Origin of the sequence: Streptomyces sp. NBC_00207, from assembly GCF_045160965.1 — a bacterium.
Lineage (GTDB): Bacteria > Actinomycetota > Actinomycetes > Streptomycetales > Streptomycetaceae > Streptomyces.
On record NZ_CP130715.1, the window covers coordinates 4,237,806 to 4,260,403 of the forward strand.

16 protein-coding genes and 1 pseudogene are annotated in these 22,598 nt (G+C 69.0%); 6 read left to right on the forward strand and 11 right to left on the reverse strand.

Translation table 11 applies throughout. From position 1 onward, the window contains the following. Nucleotides 1-233: 233 nt before the first annotated feature. Nucleotides 234-671, reverse strand: coding sequence for a MarR family winged helix-turn-helix transcriptional regulator (locus OG472_RS20040; RefSeq protein WP_401608465.1), 438 nt, complete (start codon nt 669-671; stop codon nt 234-236). A 290-nt stretch (nt 672-961) separates the two neighbouring features. Here OG472_RS20040 and OG472_RS20045 point away from each other — a divergent pair, with 290 nt between their 5' ends. After that, nucleotides 962-1,429 (forward strand): MarR family winged helix-turn-helix transcriptional regulator, encoded by a 468-nt coding sequence (locus tag OG472_RS20045; RefSeq protein WP_301370282.1) that lies wholly within the window; start codon nt 962-964, stop codon nt 1,427-1,429. A 164-nt stretch (nt 1,430-1,593) separates the two neighbouring features. Here the strand turns inward: OG472_RS20045 and OG472_RS20050 are convergent, their stop codons facing one another. The 3 genes from OG472_RS20050 to OG472_RS20060 are packed head-to-tail and all read right to left on the reverse strand — an operon-like array spanning nt 1,594 to nt 3,659. Next, a complete protein-coding gene (locus OG472_RS20050) occupies nt 1,594-2,235 on the reverse strand; it encodes an MBL fold metallo-hydrolase (protein ID WP_405830555.1) in 642 nt (213 codons plus the stop codon). A gap of 6 nt (nt 2,236-2,241) precedes the next feature. Further along, entirely contained in the window at nt 2,242-3,228 is a 987-nt protein-coding gene (locus OG472_RS20055; RefSeq protein WP_405830557.1) for a zinc-binding alcohol dehydrogenase family protein, read from the reverse strand. A 59-nt stretch (nt 3,229-3,287) separates the two neighbouring features. Further along, nucleotides 3,288-3,659: a 3-hydroxyacyl-CoA dehydrogenase family protein gene (locus OG472_RS20060; protein ID WP_405830558.1), complete on the reverse strand. Its 372-nt coding sequence runs from the start codon at nt 3,657-3,659 to the stop codon at nt 3,288-3,290. Nucleotides 3,660-4,112: 453 nt separating this feature from the next. On the opposite strand from OG472_RS20060, the gene OG472_RS20065 reads away from it, so the two are divergent. Both OG472_RS20065 and OG472_RS20070 read left to right on the forward strand, forming a co-directional pair. Continuing rightward, on the forward strand, nt 4,113-5,024 hold the full coding sequence (locus OG472_RS20065) for an aldo/keto reductase (RefSeq protein WP_405830560.1): 912 nt from the start codon (nt 4,113-4,115) through the stop codon (nt 5,022-5,024). A gap of 121 nt (nt 5,025-5,145) precedes the next feature. After that, nucleotides 5,146-5,321: pseudogene (locus tag OG472_RS20070) on the forward strand (acyl-CoA carboxylase subunit epsilon). Between the two features lie 86 nt (nt 5,322-5,407). On the opposite strand, the gene OG472_RS20075 reads toward OG472_RS20070, so the two are convergent. The 7 genes from OG472_RS20075 to OG472_RS20105 form a co-directional block, all read right to left on the reverse strand. Beyond that, complete coding sequence (locus OG472_RS20075; RefSeq protein WP_405830561.1) at nt 5,408-6,229, reverse strand: hypothetical protein; 822 nt, start codon at nt 6,227-6,229, stop codon at nt 5,408-5,410. 1,019 nt (nt 6,230-7,248) lie between these two features. Then, nucleotides 7,249-8,160 carry a hypothetical protein gene (locus OG472_RS20080; protein ID WP_405941820.1) on the reverse strand — a complete coding sequence of 304 codons (912 nt, stop codon included), beginning with the start codon at nt 8,158-8,160 and terminating at the stop codon, nt 7,249-7,251. Continuing rightward, a complete protein-coding gene (locus tag OG472_RS20085) occupies nt 8,157-9,452 on the reverse strand; it encodes a hypothetical protein (protein ID WP_405941821.1) in 1,296 nt (431 codons plus the stop codon). Before OG472_RS20085 ends, OG472_RS20080 begins: the two co-directional genes overlap by 4 nt. Further along, nucleotides 9,449-9,814, reverse strand: coding sequence for a hypothetical protein (locus OG472_RS20090; protein ID WP_266995120.1), 366 nt, complete (start codon nt 9,812-9,814; stop codon nt 9,449-9,451). Before OG472_RS20090 ends, OG472_RS20085 begins: the two co-directional genes overlap by 4 nt. 368 nt (nt 9,815-10,182) lie before the next feature. Beyond that, on the reverse strand, nt 10,183-13,578 hold the full coding sequence (locus tag OG472_RS20095) for a HelD family protein (protein WP_405941822.1): 3,396 nt from the start codon (nt 13,576-13,578) through the stop codon (nt 10,183-10,185). Between the two features lie 92 nt (nt 13,579-13,670). Then, nucleotides 13,671-14,045: a hypothetical protein gene (locus OG472_RS20100; protein ID WP_405941823.1), complete on the reverse strand. Its 375-nt coding sequence runs from the start codon at nt 14,043-14,045 to the stop codon at nt 13,671-13,673. Then, entirely contained in the window at nt 14,042-16,501 is a 2,460-nt protein-coding gene (locus OG472_RS20105) for an AAA family ATPase (protein WP_405941824.1), read from the reverse strand. Before OG472_RS20105 ends, OG472_RS20100 begins: the two co-directional genes overlap by 4 nt. A gap of 465 nt (nt 16,502-16,966) precedes the next feature. Here OG472_RS20105 and OG472_RS20110 point away from each other — a divergent pair, with 465 nt between their 5' ends. The 3 genes from OG472_RS20110 (at nt 16,967) to OG472_RS20120 (ending at nt 22,596) form a co-directional block, all read left to right on the forward strand. Beyond that, the gene (locus OG472_RS20110) at nt 16,967-19,180 is read left to right on the forward strand and encodes an N-6 DNA methylase (RefSeq protein ID WP_405941825.1); all 2,214 of its coding nucleotides are present in this window, start codon (nt 16,967-16,969) and stop codon (nt 19,178-19,180) included. A 90-nt stretch (nt 19,181-19,270) separates the two neighbouring features. Beyond that, nucleotides 19,271-21,280 (forward strand): N-6 DNA methylase, encoded by a 2,010-nt coding sequence (locus OG472_RS20115; RefSeq protein ID WP_405941826.1) that lies wholly within the window; start codon nt 19,271-19,273, stop codon nt 21,278-21,280. Further along, nucleotides 21,277-22,596, forward strand: coding sequence for a restriction endonuclease subunit S (locus tag OG472_RS20120; RefSeq protein ID WP_405941827.1), 1,320 nt, complete (start codon nt 21,277-21,279; stop codon nt 22,594-22,596). The genes OG472_RS20115 and OG472_RS20120 overlap by 4 nt, the downstream gene beginning before the upstream one ends. Nucleotides 22,597-22,598: the final 2 nt, after the last annotated feature.

Genomic DNA, 22,598 nt, shown 5'->3' on the forward strand with positions numbered 1-22,598 from the left:
GGCCGATTCTCACTCACCGCAAAGGCACAAAACCGCCGCGAATCGGCTGACCCTTGATAGGGAATGTCCTATTCCCCCTCGTTGCCGTGCCCTCACCCGCACAGATGCCGCCACGCCCCGCGACGCCCGCCACGCCCCGCGGCGCCCGCCGTCGTCCGGCGGGGCCGGCCCGGCGGGATCGCGGCCAGGGAGTCAGAGGGCAGCCCGGCGCCTTCGGAGGAGGGGCTCCGGGCTCACGGCCGCGGGTCAAGCCGCCGTACGCACCGGCCCAGCAGCCGGATGAGCAGCTCCCGCTCCTCCGCCGTGAACTCCTGCGCGAGCGAACGCTCCACGGCCACGGCCCGCGCGTCCGCCACCTCCATCACGGCGCGCCCCTCGTCCGTGAGCCGGGTCTCCAGCACGTTGCCGTGCAATTCGTGCGGGGTCCGCTCGATGAGGCCGCGCTCCTGGAGGTTCTTCAGCACGGTGTTCATGGTCGGCGGTGTCACTCCGCACAGGCGGGCGAGCCCGGCCGCGGAGATGCCGGGCTTCTCGGAGAGCCAGAGCAGCGCGGTGTACTGCGGAACCGTTACTGCGGCCGCTTTCACGGCGGCGCTCTTGGCCGCGAGGAGCGCCTGTTCGGCGCGCTTGATGTGGGAGCCGATGCGCTCCTCGGCGGGCATGGAGGTCATTGCGGCATCCTACGGGGCCCTTGTGCGAATGAGGGCTCTCACACGCATTCGCCCTCACCTGTTCGGAAGGGAACGCCCGACGCGGCACTTCGGCTCGCCGCGCCAAGCCCGCCCACGGCCCTTCCGTGCCTTCCGTGGCGGATTCCTCTCGGCGAGTTAACAGAACCCTGTCACTGAACAGAGTATTGCCTTCTATGAGATGCATGGTAGCGTTGTCGTGGGGCTTGGCTCGGCACATCTCCATACGCCTCAGCGGGGGGATTACCTGTCTCTGTAAATAAAGGAGCGGCATGAGCCGGTCGTCCAGAGTGGCTGAATTCGAACAGGAAGTGGCTGCTCGAGTAGGACACGTCATCAAGCGTGCCGAACAGGCATTGATCGGAGAGAAGAGCAGAGTTCTCCGCGATCTCGGCCTGACAGTTCCACAGTATGCAGCGCTGATGGCGCTCTCCTATTCGCCGGGCATGTCGGGTGCGCAGCTGGCGCGCGTCTGCCTCGTGACACCTCAGAGCATGGCCACGGTGCTGGCCAATCTCGAGTCGAAGCGCTTGATCGAGCGACAGACCTCCGATCTTCATCAAAAGGTGCTCGTCACCAAGTTGACGCCCGCCGGACGCGCTCTCGTCAAGAAAGCGGACACCGTCGCCCGCAAGGTGGAAGCGAAGCTTTCCAATGCCTTGTCGGCCGATGAGCAGAAGCAGTTGCGGGATCTTCTGGAGCGGTGCATCACCGCTCTGACGGAAGAGGAAACACCGTAGCCTCCGGCAGAATTCAGGAGTCTGGCCCCGGCCCGTCAAGGGTCGGGGCCAGACCGTTTCCGGGCCCCCGCACAGCGCCCTGCACGCCGGAACTCCGGCCCTCCAGCGTGACTTGTGAGGTCGCCCGGAAGGACCGGAGTCCGGTCGCGCAGCAGAGCCCGGCGCTAGAGGAACCCGCGTACCGCGCCCACCGTGGTGGTGCCCCCGTGCCCCGGCAGCAACGTGGTCCGGTCCCGTCGCGGGCCGCAGACCCTGGACATCGAGCCGGCCAGTACGTCCGGGTCCCCGACCGGCGGGAACGCCCGCCCGAGGCCGTCCGCGAGCAGACTGTCCCCGGTCAGCAGCAGCGCGTCCTCGCCGTCCTGCAGCGAGTACGCCACCGACCCCGGGGTGTGGCCCGGGGCGTGGTGCACCTCGATGTCCAGGCCCGCGAGGGTGAGCAGGCCCTCGTCGGGCAGCGGGCGCACCAGCTCGGGCTCCGAGCGGGGGAAGCCCCGCAGCACGGCCGCCGGGAAGTCCGCGGGCAGCCCCGCCTCGGGGCGGACCAGCATCCCCCGGTCCAGGGGGTGGATGTACGCGGGCACGCCGAGCTCCTCGCACAGCGGCGCCACGGACCAGGTGTGGTCCATGTGCCCGTGCGTCAGCATGACCGCCTCCGGCCGGAGGCCGCGCTTCCCCAGGACGGCGCGTACCGAGGCGGTCGCGTTCTGCCCCGGGTCGACGACGACGCACGGGCCGTCGGGGCCCGCCGCCAGCACGTAGCAGTTCGTACCGAAGGAACCGGCCGGGAATCCGAGGACGAGCACGTCACGTCACCGGCCGTCGACGGCTACGACGTACTTGCCGACGGAGGCGCGCGACTCCAGCAGCTCGTGGGCCTTGGCCACGTCGTCCAGCGGCAGCTCGGTGACCTCGATGCGGAGCGAGCCGTCAGCCACCGCGCGCAGGGCGCTGCGCAGGTGGTCGCCGAGCACCGCGGGGCGGCTGTTGGCCAGACCGCCGAGGTTGTAGCCCACCAGGGCGGTGCCGGTGAACCAGACGTGGTTGGCCTGGTAGGAGGTGTCCTGCGCGGCCGCGTCGCCGAAGACGACGTGCCGGCCGAGGGTCGCGAGCAGCCCGTTGGCCGTGCCGCGGGTGTCGCCGCCGACGGAGTCGAGGACGACGTCGACCCCCGCGCCGTCGGTCAGCCGCCGGACCTCCTCCTCCAGCCGGTCGTACGTGACGACCGCGTCGTAGCCGAACTCCAGGGCCTGCGCGGCCTTCTCCGGCGAGCTGGTGGCGCCGATGACGCGGGCGGCGCCGGCGGCCCGGGCGAGCTGGGCCGCCGCGGTGCCCACGCCGCCGGCCGCGGCCAGGACGAGCACGGTGTCCCCCTGCTCGACGCGGCCCGCGGCGTGCACGACGCCCCAGGCGGTCGCGCCGTTACACAGGGCGGCCGCCGCCAAGGCGGACGGCAGCCCGGCGAGCTCGTCCTCCAGCGGTACGGTCAGGTCGGCGCGGGCCGAGGCGAACTCGGCGTTGCCGCCGCCCTCGAGGGTGAGCGCGGCGACCCGCTGGCCGGGACGCAGGCCGGTCACTCCCCCGCCGACGGAGCGGACGGTGCCGACGGCCTCCAGACCGGGCACGTGCGGCAGGCCGACGGGGAACTGGCCGCGGCGGAACATCACTTCGGCGAAGTTCACGCCCGCGTGGCTGACCTGGATGACCACGCGGCCGGGCGCCGCCTCGGGCTCGGGCGCGTCGTGGACGACGGTCAGGACATTGTGGTCGCCGAATTCGGCGAAACGTGCGGCGCGCATGGCCACCTCCGGGGGGAGAGAGATCGATGGTGTGTGGGACGAGAAGGACGAGCTGAGGATCAGAAGCAGGGGTGCCGCGGGCTCAGGCGGGCCGCAGGTGCTGCCGGACGCTGCGGCGCGCCTTCATCCCGAGGACCCCGTCGCGGACGGAGTTCTTCCAGGAGCGGCGTCACGTCGAGCTCCGAGCCGCCCAGGCCGCGCCGCAGCCCCTGCGGTACGGCGAGTGCGATGTCGGCGCCGACCACGTCGAGCAGGCGGAAGGGGCCGTGAGGGAAGCCGCAGCCTCCCGTGACGGCCGCGTCGACGTCCTCCACCGTGCCGCGGCCCTCGCCGACGACCCGGGCGGCGTCGTTGAGGAGCGGGAACAACGGCGGCGTCCGGTCGACGGTCCGTACGTAGGAGAGCGGAAGCTCCTCGGAAATAACACTCACGTTCGATTCGAAGCGATCGATCCCCACTCTGACACCCACCCGAAGCGCTAAGGGCGACGGCCCGCCCGTACGGCGGCCCTCACCAAGAAGACAGGTTCCCCTTCGCGGCCGTGCCGGCCGGTCGGATCCTCGGCGGCCCGGCGACGCTGCACGGGCGGTGCCACGATAAACGTTCGACTTCGGACGAGTATCAGAACCCTGACACGACGCAGGACGCTATGCGTCAACAACCCCACCGTCAAGGGATTTGATCAATCATTTGAACGACACGCCCCGTTGACCACCCGAGGGCATCACCACAGGTCACATCTGACGCGACGGATGGTAGAACTCACAGTAGTGTCAGACATCTGAGATAACCTTCGATCCGATGTGAATCGGCATCCACCTCAAGCAACAAGCCACTTGGAGGCCCCTGTGCACACCGTCAACTTGGGAACCGAAGGGCCTTCCGTGGGTCGGGTGGGGCTGGGCTGCATGGGCATGTCCTGGGGCTATGACCAGGAGGGATGGGACGACGCGACCTCGGTGCGCGTCATCCACCAGGCCATCGACATGGGCGTCCGCTTCTTCGACACCGCCGACCAGTACGGCCCGTTCACGAACGAGCGGCTCGTCGGCAAGGCGCTGCGCGACCGCCGCGACGAGGTCGTACTCGCCACCAAGGGCGGTCTGATCGTCGACGGAGCCCGCCGCACCCACCGCAACGGCCGCCCGGAGCACCTGCGCGCCGCGTGCGAGGCGAGCCTGCTGCGGCTCGGGACCGACCACGTGGACCTGTACCAGCTCCATCGCGTCGACCCGGCCGTCCCCCTGGAGGAGAGCTGGGGCGCCATGGCCGAACTCGTCGAGGCCGGCCTGACCAAGGCCATCGGCCTCTCCGAGGCCTCCGTCGACGAGATCTCCCGCGCCCACGCGATCCACCCCGTCGCCTCGGTCCAGTCCGAACTCTCCCTGTGGAGCCCGGACGCCACCGGGGACGTCGTCCCGTACTGCGCGGAGCAGGGCATCACCTTCATCGCCTTCGCCCCGCTGGGCCGCGGCTTCCTCTCCGGCCGGATCACCACGGTCGAGGACCTGCCGCGCGTCGACGCCCGCCGCGGGATCCCCCGGTTCCAGCCGGACGCCATCGCCGCCAACCAGGCGATCACCGAGACCACCGGCAGGATCGCGGCCCGCCTGGGGATCACCGTGCCCCAGCTGGCCATCGCCTGGGTGCTGGCCCAGGGCCCCGGGGTGATGGCACTGCCCGGCACCAAGACCCCGAAGTACCTGGAGGAGAACGTGGCGGCCGGCGCGGTCACCCTCCCCGCCGAGGTCCTGGCGGAACTGGCCGACCTGCCCGCGGCGGTCGGCAGCCGCTGACCGGGCGACTGTGACCGGCCGCCTACGATCGGCCTCCTCCCCCACCGAGCGAGCACTCAGCACTCAACCGGCTGGCGGAGCTGCGGCAGATCAAGGAGGAGGCGCGGCGCGGCCCCACACCCTGCTGCGCAGAGAGAAGGGCGACGCGGCCCCCGAGGAACCGGCGGCGATCACCGCGATCCTCCTGGCCCGCGCCGCCGCCACCGCGGAACCCCGCCCCGCCCCCGCCCCCGTGCGGCCTGGCGCCGCCTGGAGCGCACCCGGGGCTTCCGCGCCCCGCACAGCTGGCAGGACTGAGCGACCCGCTGTTCACCCCGGAGCCGACGGCTACTGCCATCGACGCCCAGTGTTGTCGTAACGCCAAGGTCGAACTGGCCTCGAAGTCAGTCCTGTTCCCAAGGCGTGGGATCCGGGCGGCGCCGCCACCACCAGCCGACCGCAACCTGTTCTGCAGACGCACCCGCCAGTTCCCTGCGGAGACTCCCTGACGGGTCCTCCTCTGTTGCCGCGACAAACCGCCTGTCCAATTCCTCCAGCGCCTCGCCGAGCAGCTCGGTGACCTCACGCGGCAGGCGGGTACCCATACTGGCGAGCTCGTCGCGGGCTTCCAACCTCTCTCGATAGAGGTCGGCCGGATGCCATCCCGATGGCGCCCACCCGGATTCCAGCTGCCGGATGACCCGCTCCCACACGACCAGGTTGTCGTTCGCGGACCAGATGGGGCTGCCTGTACCACCGTCGAGGGAAAGCTGCGCCAGGGCCGAGGCCGCCTGCCGCACCTTCTCCACCGATGCCATGAAGGCCTCGGCCACCGGGGTGTCCGGCCTCTGTTCCCGCACGATCTCGGCAAATCGCGCCACAACTGCCCGGGGGAGCTGAGGCACTGCCGCCTCGACGGCAGTGACCGTGTGAAGAGGGGGCTCGTCGTCCGAGAGTTCGAGCCGGGCACGGGTGAGAAGACCTTCCGGCGTCACGGCCCAATAGGCGCTCGGGAGCGCTTCCGCAGCAGGGAAGAGGACGGTCGTCGTGGCGGCCTTCGCGAACTTCGCGGCGAGTTCGCACTCAGACGGCCGCTCACCCACCTCGTCCTGGACGTAGATGTCCAGCGACCATGCGACATCACCATGGACCGCCCGGTACTCACACGCGACGGCCGCATCCCAGTTCCGGAGGTCGGGGTCACCTTCAGGATCGGCCACTTCCACATCGCTGACCGCGATACCTAGACAGCCGGCAAGGGCGCCGGCCGGCCATGGTCTCGGGGCTGACGGAGGCGACGGTAACGAGGTCGTAGGTCACGGATACATCCTGTCGAGCTTGCTCCTCTACCCCTACCGCGCCGACTCGCAGAGCGCCACCAGCCACCAGGTCCACCTCGAGGCCCGCAGCGACGCCCTGCAGGAGCTCCGTGTCACCTGACACACGCACACGCACACGGCCCCAGACCTTCAGAACCCCCAGGTCACGACCGTGCCCTCGCCTCAGACCCGCTCCTGCGGCAATCCATGCGACCACTCCCAGCACGATCCGCTAGGCTGTCAGCGGTCAGACGACTACCAGGCGTGTACCGCTATGCGCACGTCATCTGACCGGCATGTTTGTCGAGACAGCTCGCGCGATCCCTCTGGGGTTTCCGAGAAGGCCTCCGACAAGCCCCCGCCTTCGTGGGGCTTGACGGAAATACCAAAACCGCAGGTCAGAAACCTGGCACCGAGGTCACTCAAAACGCTCTGCCGTCCTTTCTGGAACGCAGTACGCAACGCCCCAGGTCAGAGCCCACGCTGATACCTCACCCGCCAGCGCATCCATGCCGCGGCTCCCAGGGGGCTGGATGCCCTTCCGGGTCCCCCAGATGGACGCGTGAAGTCCCGTTACTGACGGCCCACCAGCCACGGCCGTGGGCACCTGCGGGGCTGCTGTTCGCCGGCGACGATCAGAAGGGTGGTCGGCGACGGGTCACCGCGCGGGTGGCGTAGCTCCGGTGCGGGCGTGGTGCGTAGGCCGACTCACGTGATGTCCAGTGCCCAGAGACATCATCCCTGACGGCTGATCCTGAAGTCGCCGCTCGGCATCACCACCTGGAGCCAATCCAGGCCTTCCGCCCGGAGGGCGGCTGCTGAGGGGCTGATCCCTCGTACTCAGTTTCCACGCCCCAGACCCCGAGCAGGCCCGGTACGCGACTCCCATCGCGCACCAGGCCTGTGGTGTCGCCATCGAGACGCAGTCAGGCCTGTTCCCAAGGTGCGGGATTCGGGCGGCGGTGCCACCACCAGCCGACCGGCGTCTGCTCTGCGGAGCTGCCGGTCAGCTCTCTGCGGAGACTCCCTGACGGGTCATCCTCTGTCGCAGCGGCAAACCGCCTGTCCAGCTGCTCCAAGGCCTCGTCGAGTAGCTCAGTGACATCACGCGGCAGGTGGGCACCAATTCCGGCCAGCTCGTCACGCGATTCCAGCCGCTCCCGGTAAAGGTCGGCCGGATACCACCCCGACGGCGCCCACCCGGATTCCATTTGCGTGATGACCCTCTCCCAAACCGCCAGGTTGCCCTTCGCGGTCCAGACGGGGCCGCCGGTGCCGTCGTCGAGGGAAAGCCTCGCGAGGCCCGAGGCGGCCTGCCGCACCTTCTCCACCGATGCCGCGAAGGCCCAGGCCACCGGCGTGTCCGGCCGCTGTTCCCGTACGATCTCGGCGAATCTCGTCACGGTCGCCCCGGGCAGTTGCGGCACTGGCGCCTCGACGGCGGTGATCGTGTAAAGGGGAGGCTCGTCGTCGGAGAGTTCGAGCCGGGCTCGGGTGAGAACGCCTTCCGGCGTCACCGCCCAGTAGGCACTGGGTGGTGCTTCCTCAGCGGGAAACAGGACGGTCGTCATGGCGGCCTTCGCGAACCCTGCGGCGAGGTCGGACTCGGGCGGCTGATCAGCGACGTGTTCCTGGGCGTAGACGTCTAGCGACCAGGCCACATCACCTTGAACTGCCCGGTATTCGCACGAGACGGGCGCATCCCAGTTGCGGAGGTCGGGGTCGCCGTCAGAATCCGCCACGTCCATGTCACCTACCGCGATACCGAGGCATCCGGCAAGTGCGAGGGCCATGGTTTCGGGGCTGACGGGGTCGACGGTAAGGAGGTTGTATGTCACGGATACGTCCCGTTGTAGATGGCCAGCGCTTTCTCGACGATGCCTGGATTGTTCGTGAATCGCGGATTCTTAGTCAATTGCGGCGCGGCGCTGAGGTCTCCTTTCGCTTTGGCTATCTGCTGCAAGGCGGCATACTCGTTCCTGTCGAGCTTCACAATGCCTGGGCCGGAGTCCGGATAGACCCTTCCCGAACCTTCTACGCCATAGGTGCGCCCGTTCACCTCATAGCGGTCAGTCTCCGGGACATATTTCGCCTTACCGCTGGCTATGTCAGCTATGTCCTTGGAAACAGACTCCTGTTGGCCCCGCAGGATGACGCTGTTGTCTTTTTTCACCTCGCCGCTGGCCGACCCCGAGACAGTGTGCCGCGCGTTGGGTGGTTTGAGCTCCTTCCCTGCGGCAGGTCCTGCGAGCTCGCTCGATGCCGGCCAGGGACCGCGGCCGGGGCCCGACCCGCTGGCAGCCCCGGAAGACGTCCCCGTTCGGAAGGCGTAGGGGTCACCAGCAGGGAGCCCATCGGGAAGACTGGCGAAGGCGGTCCGAGGCCCACCGAAACCGTTCGCCAGCCCAGGAAACAGCCCGGCGAGTCCGCCTCCCTCCTGGGCGAGCTGGAACGCCTTTCCGGCGCCGCCGAAGGCTCCACCAGTCAAGGTTCCGTAGAATGCTGCGTCCTTCGCCTCATCGAGATTGATGCTGGTCTGGATGCCGGCCGCTACCTTGAGCGGTTGGGCGACGGCGAGGTCGACGGTGACGGATTCGATGCCCGCGATGGCCGCAGTCGCGAAGACAGTGCCAGCGATGGTGGCGACCTCGGTGGTGAGGGCCACGCCCACAGTCGCGGCAAGCTCGACGATGGTGGCGGTGGCCGCAGCCGCGGCGACTTCGGTAGCACCCAGGGTGAAGAACGCCAGGCCTGTGCCGGCGACGATCACGGCGCCGGCGATCTCCAGTTCGCGGTCGAGCTTCTTCTTCGCGTCGGCCACTGCATCGGCGTACTTGTCGATCCCGTCCGCAAGCGAGCGGGGACCATCGACGAGGTCCTGGAGCCACCCCTTCTTGTCGTGGTAGTAGCGGGCCCAGAAGGGGTCGGCGAACGCGGAGATCGCCTCTCCGCTGTTGTTGTGAATCAGCGTCTGAGCCGCCTTGTTGGCGGCCGCCGTGACGTCTTCCATGTCGTCGGCGAACGTTCGCCACGCGTTGGCGATGTTACGCAGTTTGCCTACGTTGCCGGCAGGCCACTCGATTCCGGTGACGTCGGTGACGATCTCCCGGACCTTGTCACCGGTGCTCACTGCTGGCGCCCTGGGGCATCGGGCTCGCCGTGGGGCTGAGGTGTGATCTTGCGGAACATGGCGCCGATCAGAGCGTCGTTCTCTATGTGCCCGTCGGCCATGTCGGTCATCGCCGTGTGGATGCTCGCCAAGCCATCCCTGATGATGCCAGCAGACTCCTCGATCCGGGCCACGATCGGCCCGTACTTGTCGTGGAACTGCTTCCCCGGGTCGTCATCTCCCCAGGCCGCCCCCGCTTTCGCCAGCGACGTGCGAAGCGTACCCAGAGCCTTGCCAAGCGCCTCGCTCTGATCGTGGAACGTCGGTGCTGTCGCCTTCAGATCCGCCATCTTGATGTCAAGGATCTTGCCATCGTCGCCCACTTATGTCCCCTCCCGTTGCACTCGCGACCATTTGACCCTAACCGCGCCTGATCGTTCGCAACTATGAAGAGCTCAAAGAACAAGCAAAGATCAACTACGCGGACGCCGACGACCGCCGTGCCGACCCGTCGGGATGGAACGGACACCGAGGTGGGCCGAGTGGTCGCCTAGTTGTGCACCTGCCGAAGCTTGGTTACATCCGGGTCTGGGTCTTTGAGCGCTTGCGAGTTGTCCTGGCTGCCGGGGCCAGCACTTCATCAGGGCGTCCGAACTGCTCGACTTCGTTCCCAACCCCGCGGTGTCACCTGCTCCTGCTTCGCCTGCTCCAGCAGGCGCGCGCGAGCTGGACTACGGCTACTGGTGATTGATCACCCGGAGGAGCCGAAGGCAGTGTGCGCGTTCTCGCCGCCCCAGCCGGTCGGGCTGCGCCAGATGACATTGACACGGAAGACGTCGCGAATCGTGTCTACGGACCAGTCTTCGGCAGGCGGTTCGGAGAGGACAAGGTAGAGACCGTCGGCTGGCGCGGGCAGCGTGTGGTTGATCTCGAGCAGGCGGGTCGCGCCCGATCGCAGGTCCGCATAGGTGGAGCAGCCTGCGCCCAGGGCCTCGTAGAGGAAGAGACCCTGCTGGGTGACGCAGCTGACGTCGACGACCGAGGAGTCGGCCGGCTGGAGGTCCGCCCAGAGAAGTGATGCCTTCAGCGCATGACGGACCGCCTCGTGCTTCCTGCACGTACGGTCGGCCCCGGCAGCCGCTTCCAGCGCGCGGAGGAAACCGTCCTTCGTAGTCGCAGCCGGTGTTGCGGCGGCGGTGTCCACGGTGGTCATCTGCACCTCTTCCTTCTGATCTGGTTGCGTCGGGGCGACGGGGATCGGGCCGTCAGAGTTCGGCTTCATCGCCATGCTGAAGCGCTCCTGGAGCTCTCGCCGTGCTTCAGCGAGGGGCCCTGCCCAGCCGGAAGCATCCAACCCCTCCGCGAGCCGACCTGCGTCGAAGGTGCCCTCCTTGAGCGCACGGTTGGTTGTCGCGGCAAGGTCTCGAAGAGCTCCGAGTCGTTCTCTGTCCGGATCACCGAACAGGTGAAGGACGTCAACCCAGTCGGCTTGGTCCCGGCGAAGGATGCGGTTGGCCATGCCCTGGAGTTCGGAGAGGCGGCTGCGGGCGTCTGGAACGTCGCCGTCGCTGCCGGTCAGCTCTCCCAGCACGTCCAGCGCCGCGAGATAGCGTCCCGCCATCCGCTCCGAGACGGGCGACCGGCCGCGCTGATCGGCGGTGAGCACCGTCTGACTCGTGTCGTTCGCGAACACCCAGCAGTCCAGCGCGTCACCCCGCCGCGGGGGAACCGTGCCCTGGCGGACGGTGAGCACGAGCGGCCGACCGATCACCGGAGACAGCGGCCTGACCTTGTACCGACCGCCAGAGACGTGGCCCACGACCTCGACCCGGACATCGCTGCCGATCCGGGGAAGGCTTTCCGCCGCGCCCACAGGCCGGACGTCCGGTGCCGCGGGTTCAGAGTCGTCCGCGGGGGCGGTGAGCGCCTCCGGCAACGCGGCGGTGTGCAGGACGGTCAGGCTCTGGGTGCTGCGGGTGAGGGCCACGTACAGCTGGCGCAGCCCGGCCGGACCGCGGTCGGCGATCGTCGCGGGCTCGACGACCAGGACGTGGTCGTACTCCATTCCCTTGGCCTGCGCGGCGGCCAGTACGGACACGGCATCGCGATCGCGGTCGGCGATGTCGCCGCCCTCGTGGATCCGGTGGCTGATGGTGTCCAGCCAGTCGGAGTCGTCGGGGACGATGACGGCAACGGAGCGGGGGTTGCTGCCGTCGCTGGTGCGCACCAGTTGTGCCACGTGGGCGACGGTGTCGTCGAGCAGCTTCCACGGTTCGGTCGCCACGGTCCGCACGGCGTCCGCGCCTGCCTCACGGACAGCCTGTGGATAGGGCAGGGACGGGGCGACCACGCGGGCGAGAGGGGCGACGAACTCCATGATCTCGGCGGGGACGCGGTAGCTGGTGGTGAGCTGAGCCACGCTCCAGTCGCCGTGGTCGGAAAGGAGTGTGCCGAGCGGGTCCCAGCTTGTCGGGATATGGGCGCCCGTCGCCTGCGCGAGGTCGCCCAGGATGGTCATGGAGCCGCCCACCGCACACCGTCGCCGCAGGGAGCGGGCCTGCATGGGCGTGAGGTCCTGGGCCTCGTCGACGACGATGTGGCCATATCGCGGTGGGGTGTCGCCGCTGATCAGCACGCGAAGCTCTTCGAGGCAGACGTGGTCGTCGAGGGTCCACGGGTCGGCGTCGGCGCTGGCAGCGCGGGCTCGCAGCAGGGCCGCCTGCTCTTCCTCGTCGAGGATGCCGTCGGCGCAGTCCCGCAGGAGGTCGGCCGAGTCGTAGAGGCTGCGCAGAGCCTCCCGGGGTCCTGGGGACGGCCAGACGCGTTCGACGAGGCGCTCGACCCGGCGGTTGCGTTCCAGGTCGCGGCGGATCGTGCCGGCCTGTCCGCGGCGCGGTGCGACATCGGCGAGCTCTTGGAGAAGCCGGTCGACGAACAGGCCACGGAAGCGGTCGCGCCGCTCTCGGAAGGGCCCGTCGCCGGCGTGAGCCTGGTCGAGGAGGGCGAGGACCTCAGACTTCGGCACGCGGAGGGTCGTACTGCCGGCGGTGACGACGACCCCGGGCTCGTCGCCCTCGAAGGAGGGGACGACGGTGAGGGCGTCAAGAGCCTCTGGGCGGTAGTCGCTCTCGACCCGGCGCCGCAGCACGGCCGCCATGCCTTCACCCGACTTCGCCAGACGCGCCTTCGGCGAGTCCACACCTAGGATCTCGCCCTCCCACAGCCTGTCCAGCTGGACAGCGTTCACATCCCGGGTGCCGAGGGTGGGGAGGACCTGGCCTACGTAGTCGAGGAACCGCTGGTGGGGGCCGATGACGAGGATGTCCTGGGCCTTGAAGTGCTCGTTGTTGACGAGCCAGGTCACCCGGTGGAGACCGACCGCCGACTTGCCGGTACCAGGGCCGCCCTGCACGACGAGGATGTCCGAGGGCGAGCCGGTGACCAGCTCCATCTGGTCACGGCGGATGGTCTCGACGATGTCCCTCATCCAACCGCCGCGCGACCGCTGGAGCTCCTGCAGCAGGAAGTCGTCCGGCTGGAGTGCCTTCCAACGCTGCCGTCGGACGACATCGTCGGGCGTGGGGGCCGACGTGCGTTCCGGGGCGGGGGACGCGTCCGTCTCCTCCGCCGCGCTGTCGTCGGCGGCCTGACGGGGCACCGGTACGGCGGCGGGCTCGGGTACGGACAAGGGCACGGGAGCGGGCGTCGCCAGGGAGATCTCGTCGAAGTAGCTCTCGACGATCCGCTGTACGCAGCGGAGCTGCCGGCGCAGGACCACCTCGCCCGGGCTCTCGGGCCGGGTCTCGATCCAGGTCTTCGCCTGGGGGCTGGTCCACGGCAGCACCACCAGCTCGTGCGAGGCGTCGTGCACGCTGCGGCGCCCGATGTACCACGGTCGGGGCTCTCCGCCCGGGTCCTCCGGGGCGTCGATGCGGGAGAAGACCAGCGCCTCGTCGCCCAGTCCTCCGTAGGCCTCGGCCCGCGCCTCCGCTTCGGCCCGGTTGGCGATCCCGTCCTTGCCGCTCGCTGAGGCGGTGGCCGCCGAGCTGCCGCTCAGTTCGGCCAGTTTCGTGGTGTAGCAGTCGTACGCGTGGTCCACCGCCCGCTGCTCGCCGGCGAGGGTCTCGTCCCGAGTGGTGGTGCTCATGTGCGTCCTCCCTGCGGTGCCGGGGGACACCGCCACGGGCATGCGCCCGTACCCCGTGAAACAACTATCAGAAAACGGACGGTGACGAACAATCAGTTGCCGAGTTCCCGGACTAGACCGCCGGCCTCGGCCCGCCAGACCCGCACCTGGTCGTACGTGGGTCCGAGCTCGTACAGGTGGTAGTGGCATCCCAGACTCAGCTGGGACCAGAGGGCCTTCGCCCGCCGGGCCGTTTCGGCCGGCGCGACGGAGTGCAGGAGGAGCAGCTTGGCGCGCCCTGTGGTGCGGGGCAGACCGGGCATCACGGCGTCCAGCACCCGGTCGACGCAGAGCTCCAGCGCGGTCCGCAGCGCGAGGCAGGCGCCGCGGTGCCGGCCGGCGGTGGTGGCGTCGGCGAGTTCGCTGGCGAGGAGGCGGTCGGCCGTCAGCAGCAGACCTTCGACCGAAGCAGGGGCAGGGGTGGTCATGCGGTCACCTCCGGCTTGCGGATCTTCTGCGCCAGAGCCTCGACGTCCGAGACGAAGCGGTGGGGGTCGGGGATCGAGGCGCCGCTGGAGTGGAACCCCTTCTGGCACTGCTGGATCAGCGACCATGCCGTGCTTCCGTAGCGGCGGAGCACCTCCCCCGTGACGTCGGCACCGCGCGTCACGTCGCCGAAGAGGGCGAAGGCCGCGACCTCCAGGAACCTCTCCGCGCCGCCGATCGCGGTCTGGAGGTCGTGTTCCGATCCGCCGGTGCGGTGGTGGCGGATCCAGGCGGCCTCCAGGAACGCGTTCTCCAGGGCGATACGGCACAGGCCGGGCAGCACGTGGCTGTACGTCTCGGGGGGAAGCCCCGGAGTGGCGGCAATGGCCCGGGCGTCGCCGATGGCCTGCGCGACCGGGTCGTCGACGCAGTCGACCTTCACCCGGGACCCCTCGCCACGCGTCACCTGGAAGACCGTGACCGGCAGCTCCTGGTCGGTGAACGCCTTCTGCAGACGGGGGTCGTGGGTGAAGACGACGACCTGCCGGTGCCTGCCGATCTCGTGCAGCACCTGGGCGAGTCCGTGCACCTTGGTCGGGTCCATGGACTGCACGGGATCGTCGATGACGAGGAAGCCGAACGGGCTGTCCGCGGTCGTGGCCCTCGGCAGGAAGAGGGAGAGCGCGAGGGAGTGCAGCTCCCCCTGGCTCATGACGTCGAGCGCGGGGGCGTCCTGGCCGTCGACGGAGGCCGCCATGACGAGCTTGCGGACGTTCGCCTTCTCGCTGCCCTTCAGGCTCACGGCAGTGAGGTCGACATTGCTCTCCTGCCGCAGGCGCTCCCAGATGGCCTGCGTGGCGTCGGTGAAGCGTTCCATGCGCTGCTCCCTCAGCTCGGCGGAGAGGTCCTTGAGCCACTTCACCGCCTTGCGGAGGTCGCGCAACAGGGACTTGTCCCGCTCGGTCTCGCGGGCCTTGTCCGCCCAGGCGGCGAGCCGGGTGACGAGCGCGCGCCACCGCTCGTCGCGCGCCTCAAGCTCCTGGGCCGCATGCCTCCTGACGGTCTCGCAGGCGTCGACGAGGACCGTGGCGGCTTCTTCGGCGCTCCGGGCGAGTTCGGCGGGGTCGGTGATCTGCCGGCAGTCGGTCCACGCCTTCCACGGGCCGGCCAGTGCAATGGGGATCCGCTGGGGGTTCTCGATGAGGTTGTGGAGGTTCCGCTTACCGGTCCGGACGGCGGTGCGGGCGTCGTCGGCGGTCTTCGCCTCGTGGCGCAGCTCCGCGACCTGCCGGGAGGCGCGGTCGTACCACTCCCGTCCGAGGACCCGCTCCGTTCCGCACGTCGGGCAGACGTCGTCGTCGGGGTGCCGGTCGGCGTGGGCGAGGGCCTTCTCCAGCAGATCGGCGCGCAGCCGGGCGTTCTCGGCGTTGGTGCCGTGGAGGTCCTCCACGTCGGCGAGGGCGATCCGCAGCCGCTGGACGGCCTCCCCAACCTCCACCAGATCGGGTCCGTGCACCCCGGCCTCGATCTGGAGCTCGGCGAGCCGGCTGTCGTCGGCCGGGGGGAGACCGGCGACGAGCGCGTCGATGGTGTCGAGGTCCAGGTCGCCCGAGGTGTCCACGGCGAGCAGGGCCTGTACGGCACGGTCGTCGTCCTCCAGCGCGTAGAGGGCTTCCTTCAGGCCGGGCAGGGCTTCCCTCGTCTCCTTCGCGACGGCAGCGAGGGCCTTCTCCTGCGCGCTCAGCCGGTTGATCGCGGTGGAGAGCAGCTCCATGCCGAGGATGGTGGCGATCGCGTCGTACCGCTCGGACGGCTTGCCGGTGAGCATGAGGTCGAGGTCGGTGTAGGAGAGGAACGGCCGGTGGTCGGCGAGGGGCGCGTCCCAGCCGGCCTCGGCCACGGGGACGGCTGCATGACCCGGGCGCTTGAAGGTGGCCTCGGAGCTGCCGAACTCCTGGCTCCCCCAGGTGCGGGTGAGGGTGCTGTTGCCGGTGTCGCCCTCGATCGCGAGCTTGAGCTCGATCTTGGGGCTTTCGGCGTTGTGGAGGTTGTACCAGTGGCCGCCGCGCGCGGCGTCCTGGCCCGGCCGGTGGGCCCGGGTGCCGGTGAAGCCGACCTCGATGGCGTCGGCGAGGCTGGACTTGCCGGAGCCGTTGCGGCCCACGACGAGGTTGACACCCGGACGGGGGCTGAGGCTCAGCCGGGCACGGGGGCCGATGCCGCGGAAGCCGTTGACGGCGAGGGAGCCGAGGTAGACGCGTCCGACCGGGGAGGTTCCACGGGGCTCGTTCTCGCCCAGCGCCTCCTTCAGGAGCGCCTTCACGGGCTCGGTGAGTGCCGCCTCGCCCAGACGGGTCCGTACCAGATCAGCCAGGGGCGGGGGCTGGTCGGCGGGGTTCGGCCGAGTGGGGTCGGTGGGTTCGTCCGCGTTCCGCTGGGACTGTTCCGTCACGGTCATGTGCTGTCTCCCGGGGGCCGGATGCTGGTTCGGGGGATGGGGCGGACACCGGCACGCGGTCGGTGCGGATGGTGCCCCGGCGTTCGCGTGGGGGTGGTGGTGGGCGGCGTGGTCCCCCGTTGAGAGGGAGGGGACATGTGCGGTGGGTGGCGACTTCGGTGCGGAACGGATCCGGCGAGGGCGCGGCCCTGACGTGTCGCGTTGCGATGAGTAGGGACTGACAGAGATCGGATGCGTGACGCGGTACGGCTACAGGGCGCTCCACAGTTCGGTGGCGCAGTTAGCGTCACGCTTCCACTCGGAACCATTACTAGATAAGCATGGCACTGAAAGCACTGTCAAACGGCTTGACGAATTTGACGACCGTTGTAATGTGTTAACCGTCCCCGTCCGACTGGCCCGAGAGGTGCGGAACCCCACGCCATGCCCCAGCAGCCACCAGCCCAACCGGCACCCTCAGCGCATGTGACAGCCGCCGAGATCTCCCGTATCGCAGGGGTCACGCGCGCCACCGTCAGCAACTGGCGCCGCCGCCACGACGACTTCCCGGCTCCCAGCGCAGGCACGGAAACCAGTCCGCTCTACGACCTGCCGGCCGTCCAGGCATGGCTGCGGGGACGCGGGCACACCTCCACCGCCTCGCCGACCGAGGAACTGCGTACGGCGCTCCGGCTGCTGGGACCCGGCTCGGGAGTGGCCGCGCGACTGTTCCCGCTGGCGGCTGCCGCGTCCCGGCGCACACCGGAGGAGCTGACCGAACTCGCCGCCTTGCCCGACGACCAGTTGATCGCCCGAGCGGAGAAGACCACGGGCGAGCTTCCGGCCGCCGTGCCCGAGGCCGAGCCGGTCCGCTACGGTCCGGACGACGCGGACGCGGTCCGCGCGCTGCTGGGTTGCATCCGTGAGGCGGGGCCGCAGGCCGCCGTCGACGTCCTCGCCGAACGCGAACTGGACGAGGGCGCCGCCAGCGGCGTCTACCAGACCCCGGAGGGCCTGGCCCTCCTCATGGCACGGCTCCTGCCCGCCGACCCGTCCCGCGTCCTCGACCCCGCCTGCGGCAGCGGCACGCTCCTGGCTGCCGCCGCCCGGCAGGGCGCGCGGGAGCTGTTCGGGCAGGACTCGCTCCCCGTCCAAGGCCGGCGCACCGCAATCCGGCTGCTGCTCGCCGCACCCGAAGCCGAGACGACGACCCGCGTCGGCGACAGCCTGCGCGAGGACGCCTTCCCCGATGTCACCGTGGACGCGGTCCTGTGCAACCCGCCGTTCGGTGACCGGGACTGGGGTCACGACGAGCTGGCCTACGACCCGAGGTGGGCGTACGGACTTCCGCCGCGCTTCGAGTCCGAACTGGCGTGGGTGCAGCACGCTCTCGCGCACGTGGAGCCCGGCGGCTACGCGGTCATGCTGCTGCCACCCGGGGTTGCCTTCCGCTCGTCCGGCCGCCGCGTCCGCGCGGAACTCATCCGCGGCGGGGCCCTGCGCGCCGTCGTCTCCCTTCCGGCGCGTGCCGCGTATCCGCTCCACATCGGCCTGCAGATCTGGGTGTTCCAACGCCCCGAGCCGGGCGGCACGGACCGTACGACGGTGCTGTTCGTCGACGGGGAGGGCGAGCAGCGGGACGGCGCCCCGGGCACGGCGTCCGCCACCGAGACGGCCACGGCCGACGCCGGCACCCGTGGCGGCTCACGCCCCCGCCGCTCCGGCTCGTCCTCTTCCGCCGCCCCTTCCTCCGCCGCCTCCTTCGACTGGGCGGGGCTGACCGACCGGGTCCTCGGCCAGTGGGCCGCGTTCACCACCGGACCCGACACCTACGCCGACGAGCCCGGCGTCGCCCGCGCGGTGCCCCTCGTCGACCTCCTCGACGACGTTGTGGACGTCACCCCGGCCCGCCATGTCCGGGCGACCGCGGGCGACATCGACCCGGCCGGCCTGTCCCGCCGCGTTGACGACCTGTACGGGCAACTGGCCGAGCAGGTCGCCGCGCTGGCAGCCTCCTCCGCCTCCGGCGGGTGGCAGCCGTCCGGGGCCTCGGCCCGCGAGTGGCGTACGGCGACCGTCTCCGACCTGGCACGCGGCGGAGCCCTGACCGTGCTGCGGGCGGCGACGCCCGGCACACGAGGCTCCAAGGGCTCCGGCGCCCCCGCCGTGGAGCGGCCGGTCCTCGCCGCCCGCGACATCGCGGCCGGAAACCCGCCGTCCGGCACGGCTGTCGACATCCACGCGGACGCCGCGCAACCCGTAGCCGCCGGGGACGTCCTCGTACGCGCCGTCGCGAACGGCGGCAACGCGGCGGCGATGACCCGGGTGGCGGACGACCGGGACGCCGGCGCCCTGCTGGGTCAGCACATCCACCTCCTACGCCCCGACCCCGCCCGCCTCGATCCGTGGTTCCTGGCCGGGTTCCTCGGCGCCGAGGACAACATCGCCTCCGCATCGACCGGCAGCAGCCTCGTGCACGTCACACCGGGCCGCCTGCGCGTACCGCTGCTGCCCCTGGAGGAACAGCGGCGCTACGGGGAGGCCTTCCGCCGCGTGCACGAACTGCGCGCGGCCGTCCGCCGAACCGCCGACCTCGCCGCCGACACCGCGGCCACGCTCACCACCGGCCTGACCGCCGGCGTACTCCTGCCACCGGCCGGACCGACCAGCCCGGGCACACCGGGCAGCCGTTCTGTCTGAAACGCCCCACGAGTCCCACCGCACACGACCACACTGAATCCCAGCCGTCCCACGCCCGGACGGTGTTCTTCGGAAGGAAGCCGGGACCTCTTGAACAGCAGCAAGCACACGGAGCTGGCGAACCATGCCTGGTCCGTCGCCGATCTCCTGCGCGGTGACTACCGACAGTCCGACTACGGCAAGGTCATCCTGCCGTTCACCGTGCTGCGCCGCCTGGAGTGCGTCCTGGAGCCGACGCGCGAGAAGGTCGCCGAGACCGTCGACAAGTTCGCGGGCCAGGAGATCGACACCGACCACTTCCTGCGCAAGGCCGCAGGCCACTCGTTCTACAACAAGAGTGACCTCACGCTCAAGAAGATCGCGGCCGACCCGCAGAACGCGGCGAAGAACCTGCAGATCTACGTCGGCGCCTTCTCCGACAACGCCCGCGAGGTTCTCGACAAGTACGAGTTCAACCAGCAGGTCAGGAAGCTCGACGGCGCGAACCTGCTCTACCAGGTCATCGGCAGGTTCACCGACCTCGACCTGCACCCCGACGTCGTGCCCAACCACAACATGGGCTACATCTTCGAGGAGCTGATCCGACGCTTCGCCGAGCAGTCGAACGAGACCGCGGGTGAGCACTTCACCCCGCGCGAGGTCATCAAGCTGATGGTGAACCTGCTGGTGGCGCCCGACGCGGACGCCCTCAGCCTGCCCGGTGTCGTCCGCACGGTCATGGACCCGGCCTGCGGCACCGGGGGCATGCTCAGCGCCGCCGACGACCACATCCTGGCCCTCAACCCCGACGCGACGGTCGAGGTGTACGGGCAGGAGCTCAACCCTGAATCCTGGGCGATCTGCCGCTCCGACCTCATGATCAAGGGGCAGGACCCGGAGAACATCCGCTTCGGCAACTCCTTCTCCGACGACGGCCACGCGCGCCGGAAGTTCGACTACATCCTCGCCAACCCGCCGTTCGGCGTGGAGTGGAAGAAGGTCAAGGAGGAGGTCGAATACGAGCACACCTCGCTCGGCGACGCCGGCCGCTTCGGCGCGGGCCTGCCGCGCATCAACGACGGCTCGTTGCTCTTCCTCCAGCACATGATCTCGAAGATGAAGCCGGTGGACGTGAACGGCGGGGGCGGCTCCCGCGTCGCCGTCGTCTTCAACGGCTCCCCGCTCTTCACGGGCGCGGCTGACTCCGGCGAGTCCAAGATCCGCCGCTGGATCCTGGAGAACGACTGGCTGGAGGCGATCGTCGCCCTCCCGGACCAGCTCTTCTACAACACCGGCATCTCGACTTACTTCTGGATCCTCACCAACCGCAAGGACGCCGACCACAAGGGCAAGGTCGTCCTGCTCGACGCGCGCGACCAGTGGGTGAAGATGCGCAAGTCGCTCGGCGACAAGCGCAAGGAGCTGGGCGACGGGACGAACGGCCGCCCCGACCACATCGGTGACATCACTCGGCTGTACGCGGAGGCCGCCCACGTCGCCAAGGACCCCGAGCACCCGCTGCACGGCAAGGTCAAGGTCTTCGCGAACGAGGACTTCGGCTACCAGCGCATCACCGTGGAGCGGCCGCTGAAGCTGCGCTTCGAGGTGACGGAGGAGACGTTGGCCGCGCTGGCGGAGGCCAAGCCTGTGGCGAGGCTGGAGCGGAGCGAGGAGTTCGTGACGGCCGTACGTACGTTGCTCGGCTCGTCCTGGACGACGAAGTCCGACGCGTTCATCGCGCTCAAGGACGCGGTGGTCGCGGCCGGGCTGACGTGGCCGTCGGGAGCGCCGTTCGCGAAGGCGGTACGGGAGACGATCGGCGTCCGGGACCCGGAGGGCGAGGTCCAGAAGGTCAAGGGCGCGCCGGAGCCGGATGCGGACCAGCGGGACTACGAAAACGTGCCGCTCGGCGAGGACGTCGAGGACTACCTCAAGCGCGAGGTTCTGCCGCACGTGCCGGACGCGTGGATCGACCACGCGAAGACGAAGATCGGCTACGAGATCCCGTTCACGAGGCACTTCTACGTGTATACGCCTCCGAGGCCGCTAGCGGAGATCGACGCGGAGCTGAAGTCGCTGGAGGCGGAGATTCAGGCGCTGCTGGGTGAGGTGACCGAATGACCGTTGAACTTCCCGCGCTGCCTGCGCACTGGGGAAAAAGCCGAGTTGACCGGGTGGCGTCGGTCAACGCCCGGATTGGCTGGAAGGCTCTCACTGCGGCCGAGTATCAGCCACAAGGGTTCACTTTTCTCTCGACACCCAACATCAAGGGCCGTGAGATCGACTTCGATAACGTTAACTACATCACCGAATTCCGGTATCAAGAGTCGCCGGAACTGAAGCTACGGGAGGGCGATGTTCTACTCGCCAAGGACGGCAATACGCTTGGCATCGTCAACATTGTCAAGCATCTTCCTCGACCAGCGACGGTAAACGGCTCAATCGCGGTTATTCGACCCATTGGGGTTGACGGGGCGTTCTTGCGCTACGTCCTGGAAAGTCGAGTAACGCAAGCCTCGATCAATATGCTGAAGGGAGGGATGGGTGTTCCGCATCTCTTCCAATGGGACATTAACCGCCTCCCCATCCCCGTACCCCCGTTGAAAGAACAGCGGCGCATCGCCGAATTTCTCGACGCCGAGACGGCCACGATTGAGTCATATGCCAACCTGCATGAGCAGCTTTTCTCAGCCCTCCGGGAGAAAACCTCTGGAGTCATCGAATCCTTGCTCCTCTACGGCCACACCCAGCCGCAGAACGATGTACCCATCGCCGACTCGGCGCCGTTCCCTTCGAGGTTTCCAATTGGACGCCTCAAGAATGTTGCAGCGCGTGTGGACGTAGGGATCGCCGAAGCAGCGACACACGCCTACGCTAGTGACGGAGTTCCCTTGATCCGCTCGACGAACATCAGGTCGAACTCCCTAGACGTGCGTGACCTGCTCCACATCACCCCACCCTTCGCAGAGCGCAACCGGTCGAAGTATGTGTTCGCTGGGGACATCCTCACTGTGCGCACCGGGAACGCCGGAGTTAGCGCGGTAGTCCCGCAGGATCTCAACCGATCGCAAACATTCACTCAGCTCATCACGACGCTCAGAGATGAGAACTCCCCCGAGTATTTCTGCCAGTTCCTCAACTCTCGAGTTTGCCGACAATATTTTGAGCTCGTCAGCTGGGGCAGCGCACAGAAGAACATCAGCGTGCCGCTATTGGCCAACACTCCGGTTCCCATCCCCCCTATCGAATTGCAGCGGGAAATTTCCGCGTCAATTGAAAATTACTCTGAGGCGGCCTCATCGCTGGCTTCAAAAGTAAACAAGGCCAGACAGTTGGCCAGCGAACGCCGCCAAGCCCTAATCACCGCCGCCGTAACCGGCCAGTTCGACGTATCCACCGCCAGCGGGCGCAACGTAACGGACGGAGTCACCGCCTAGCC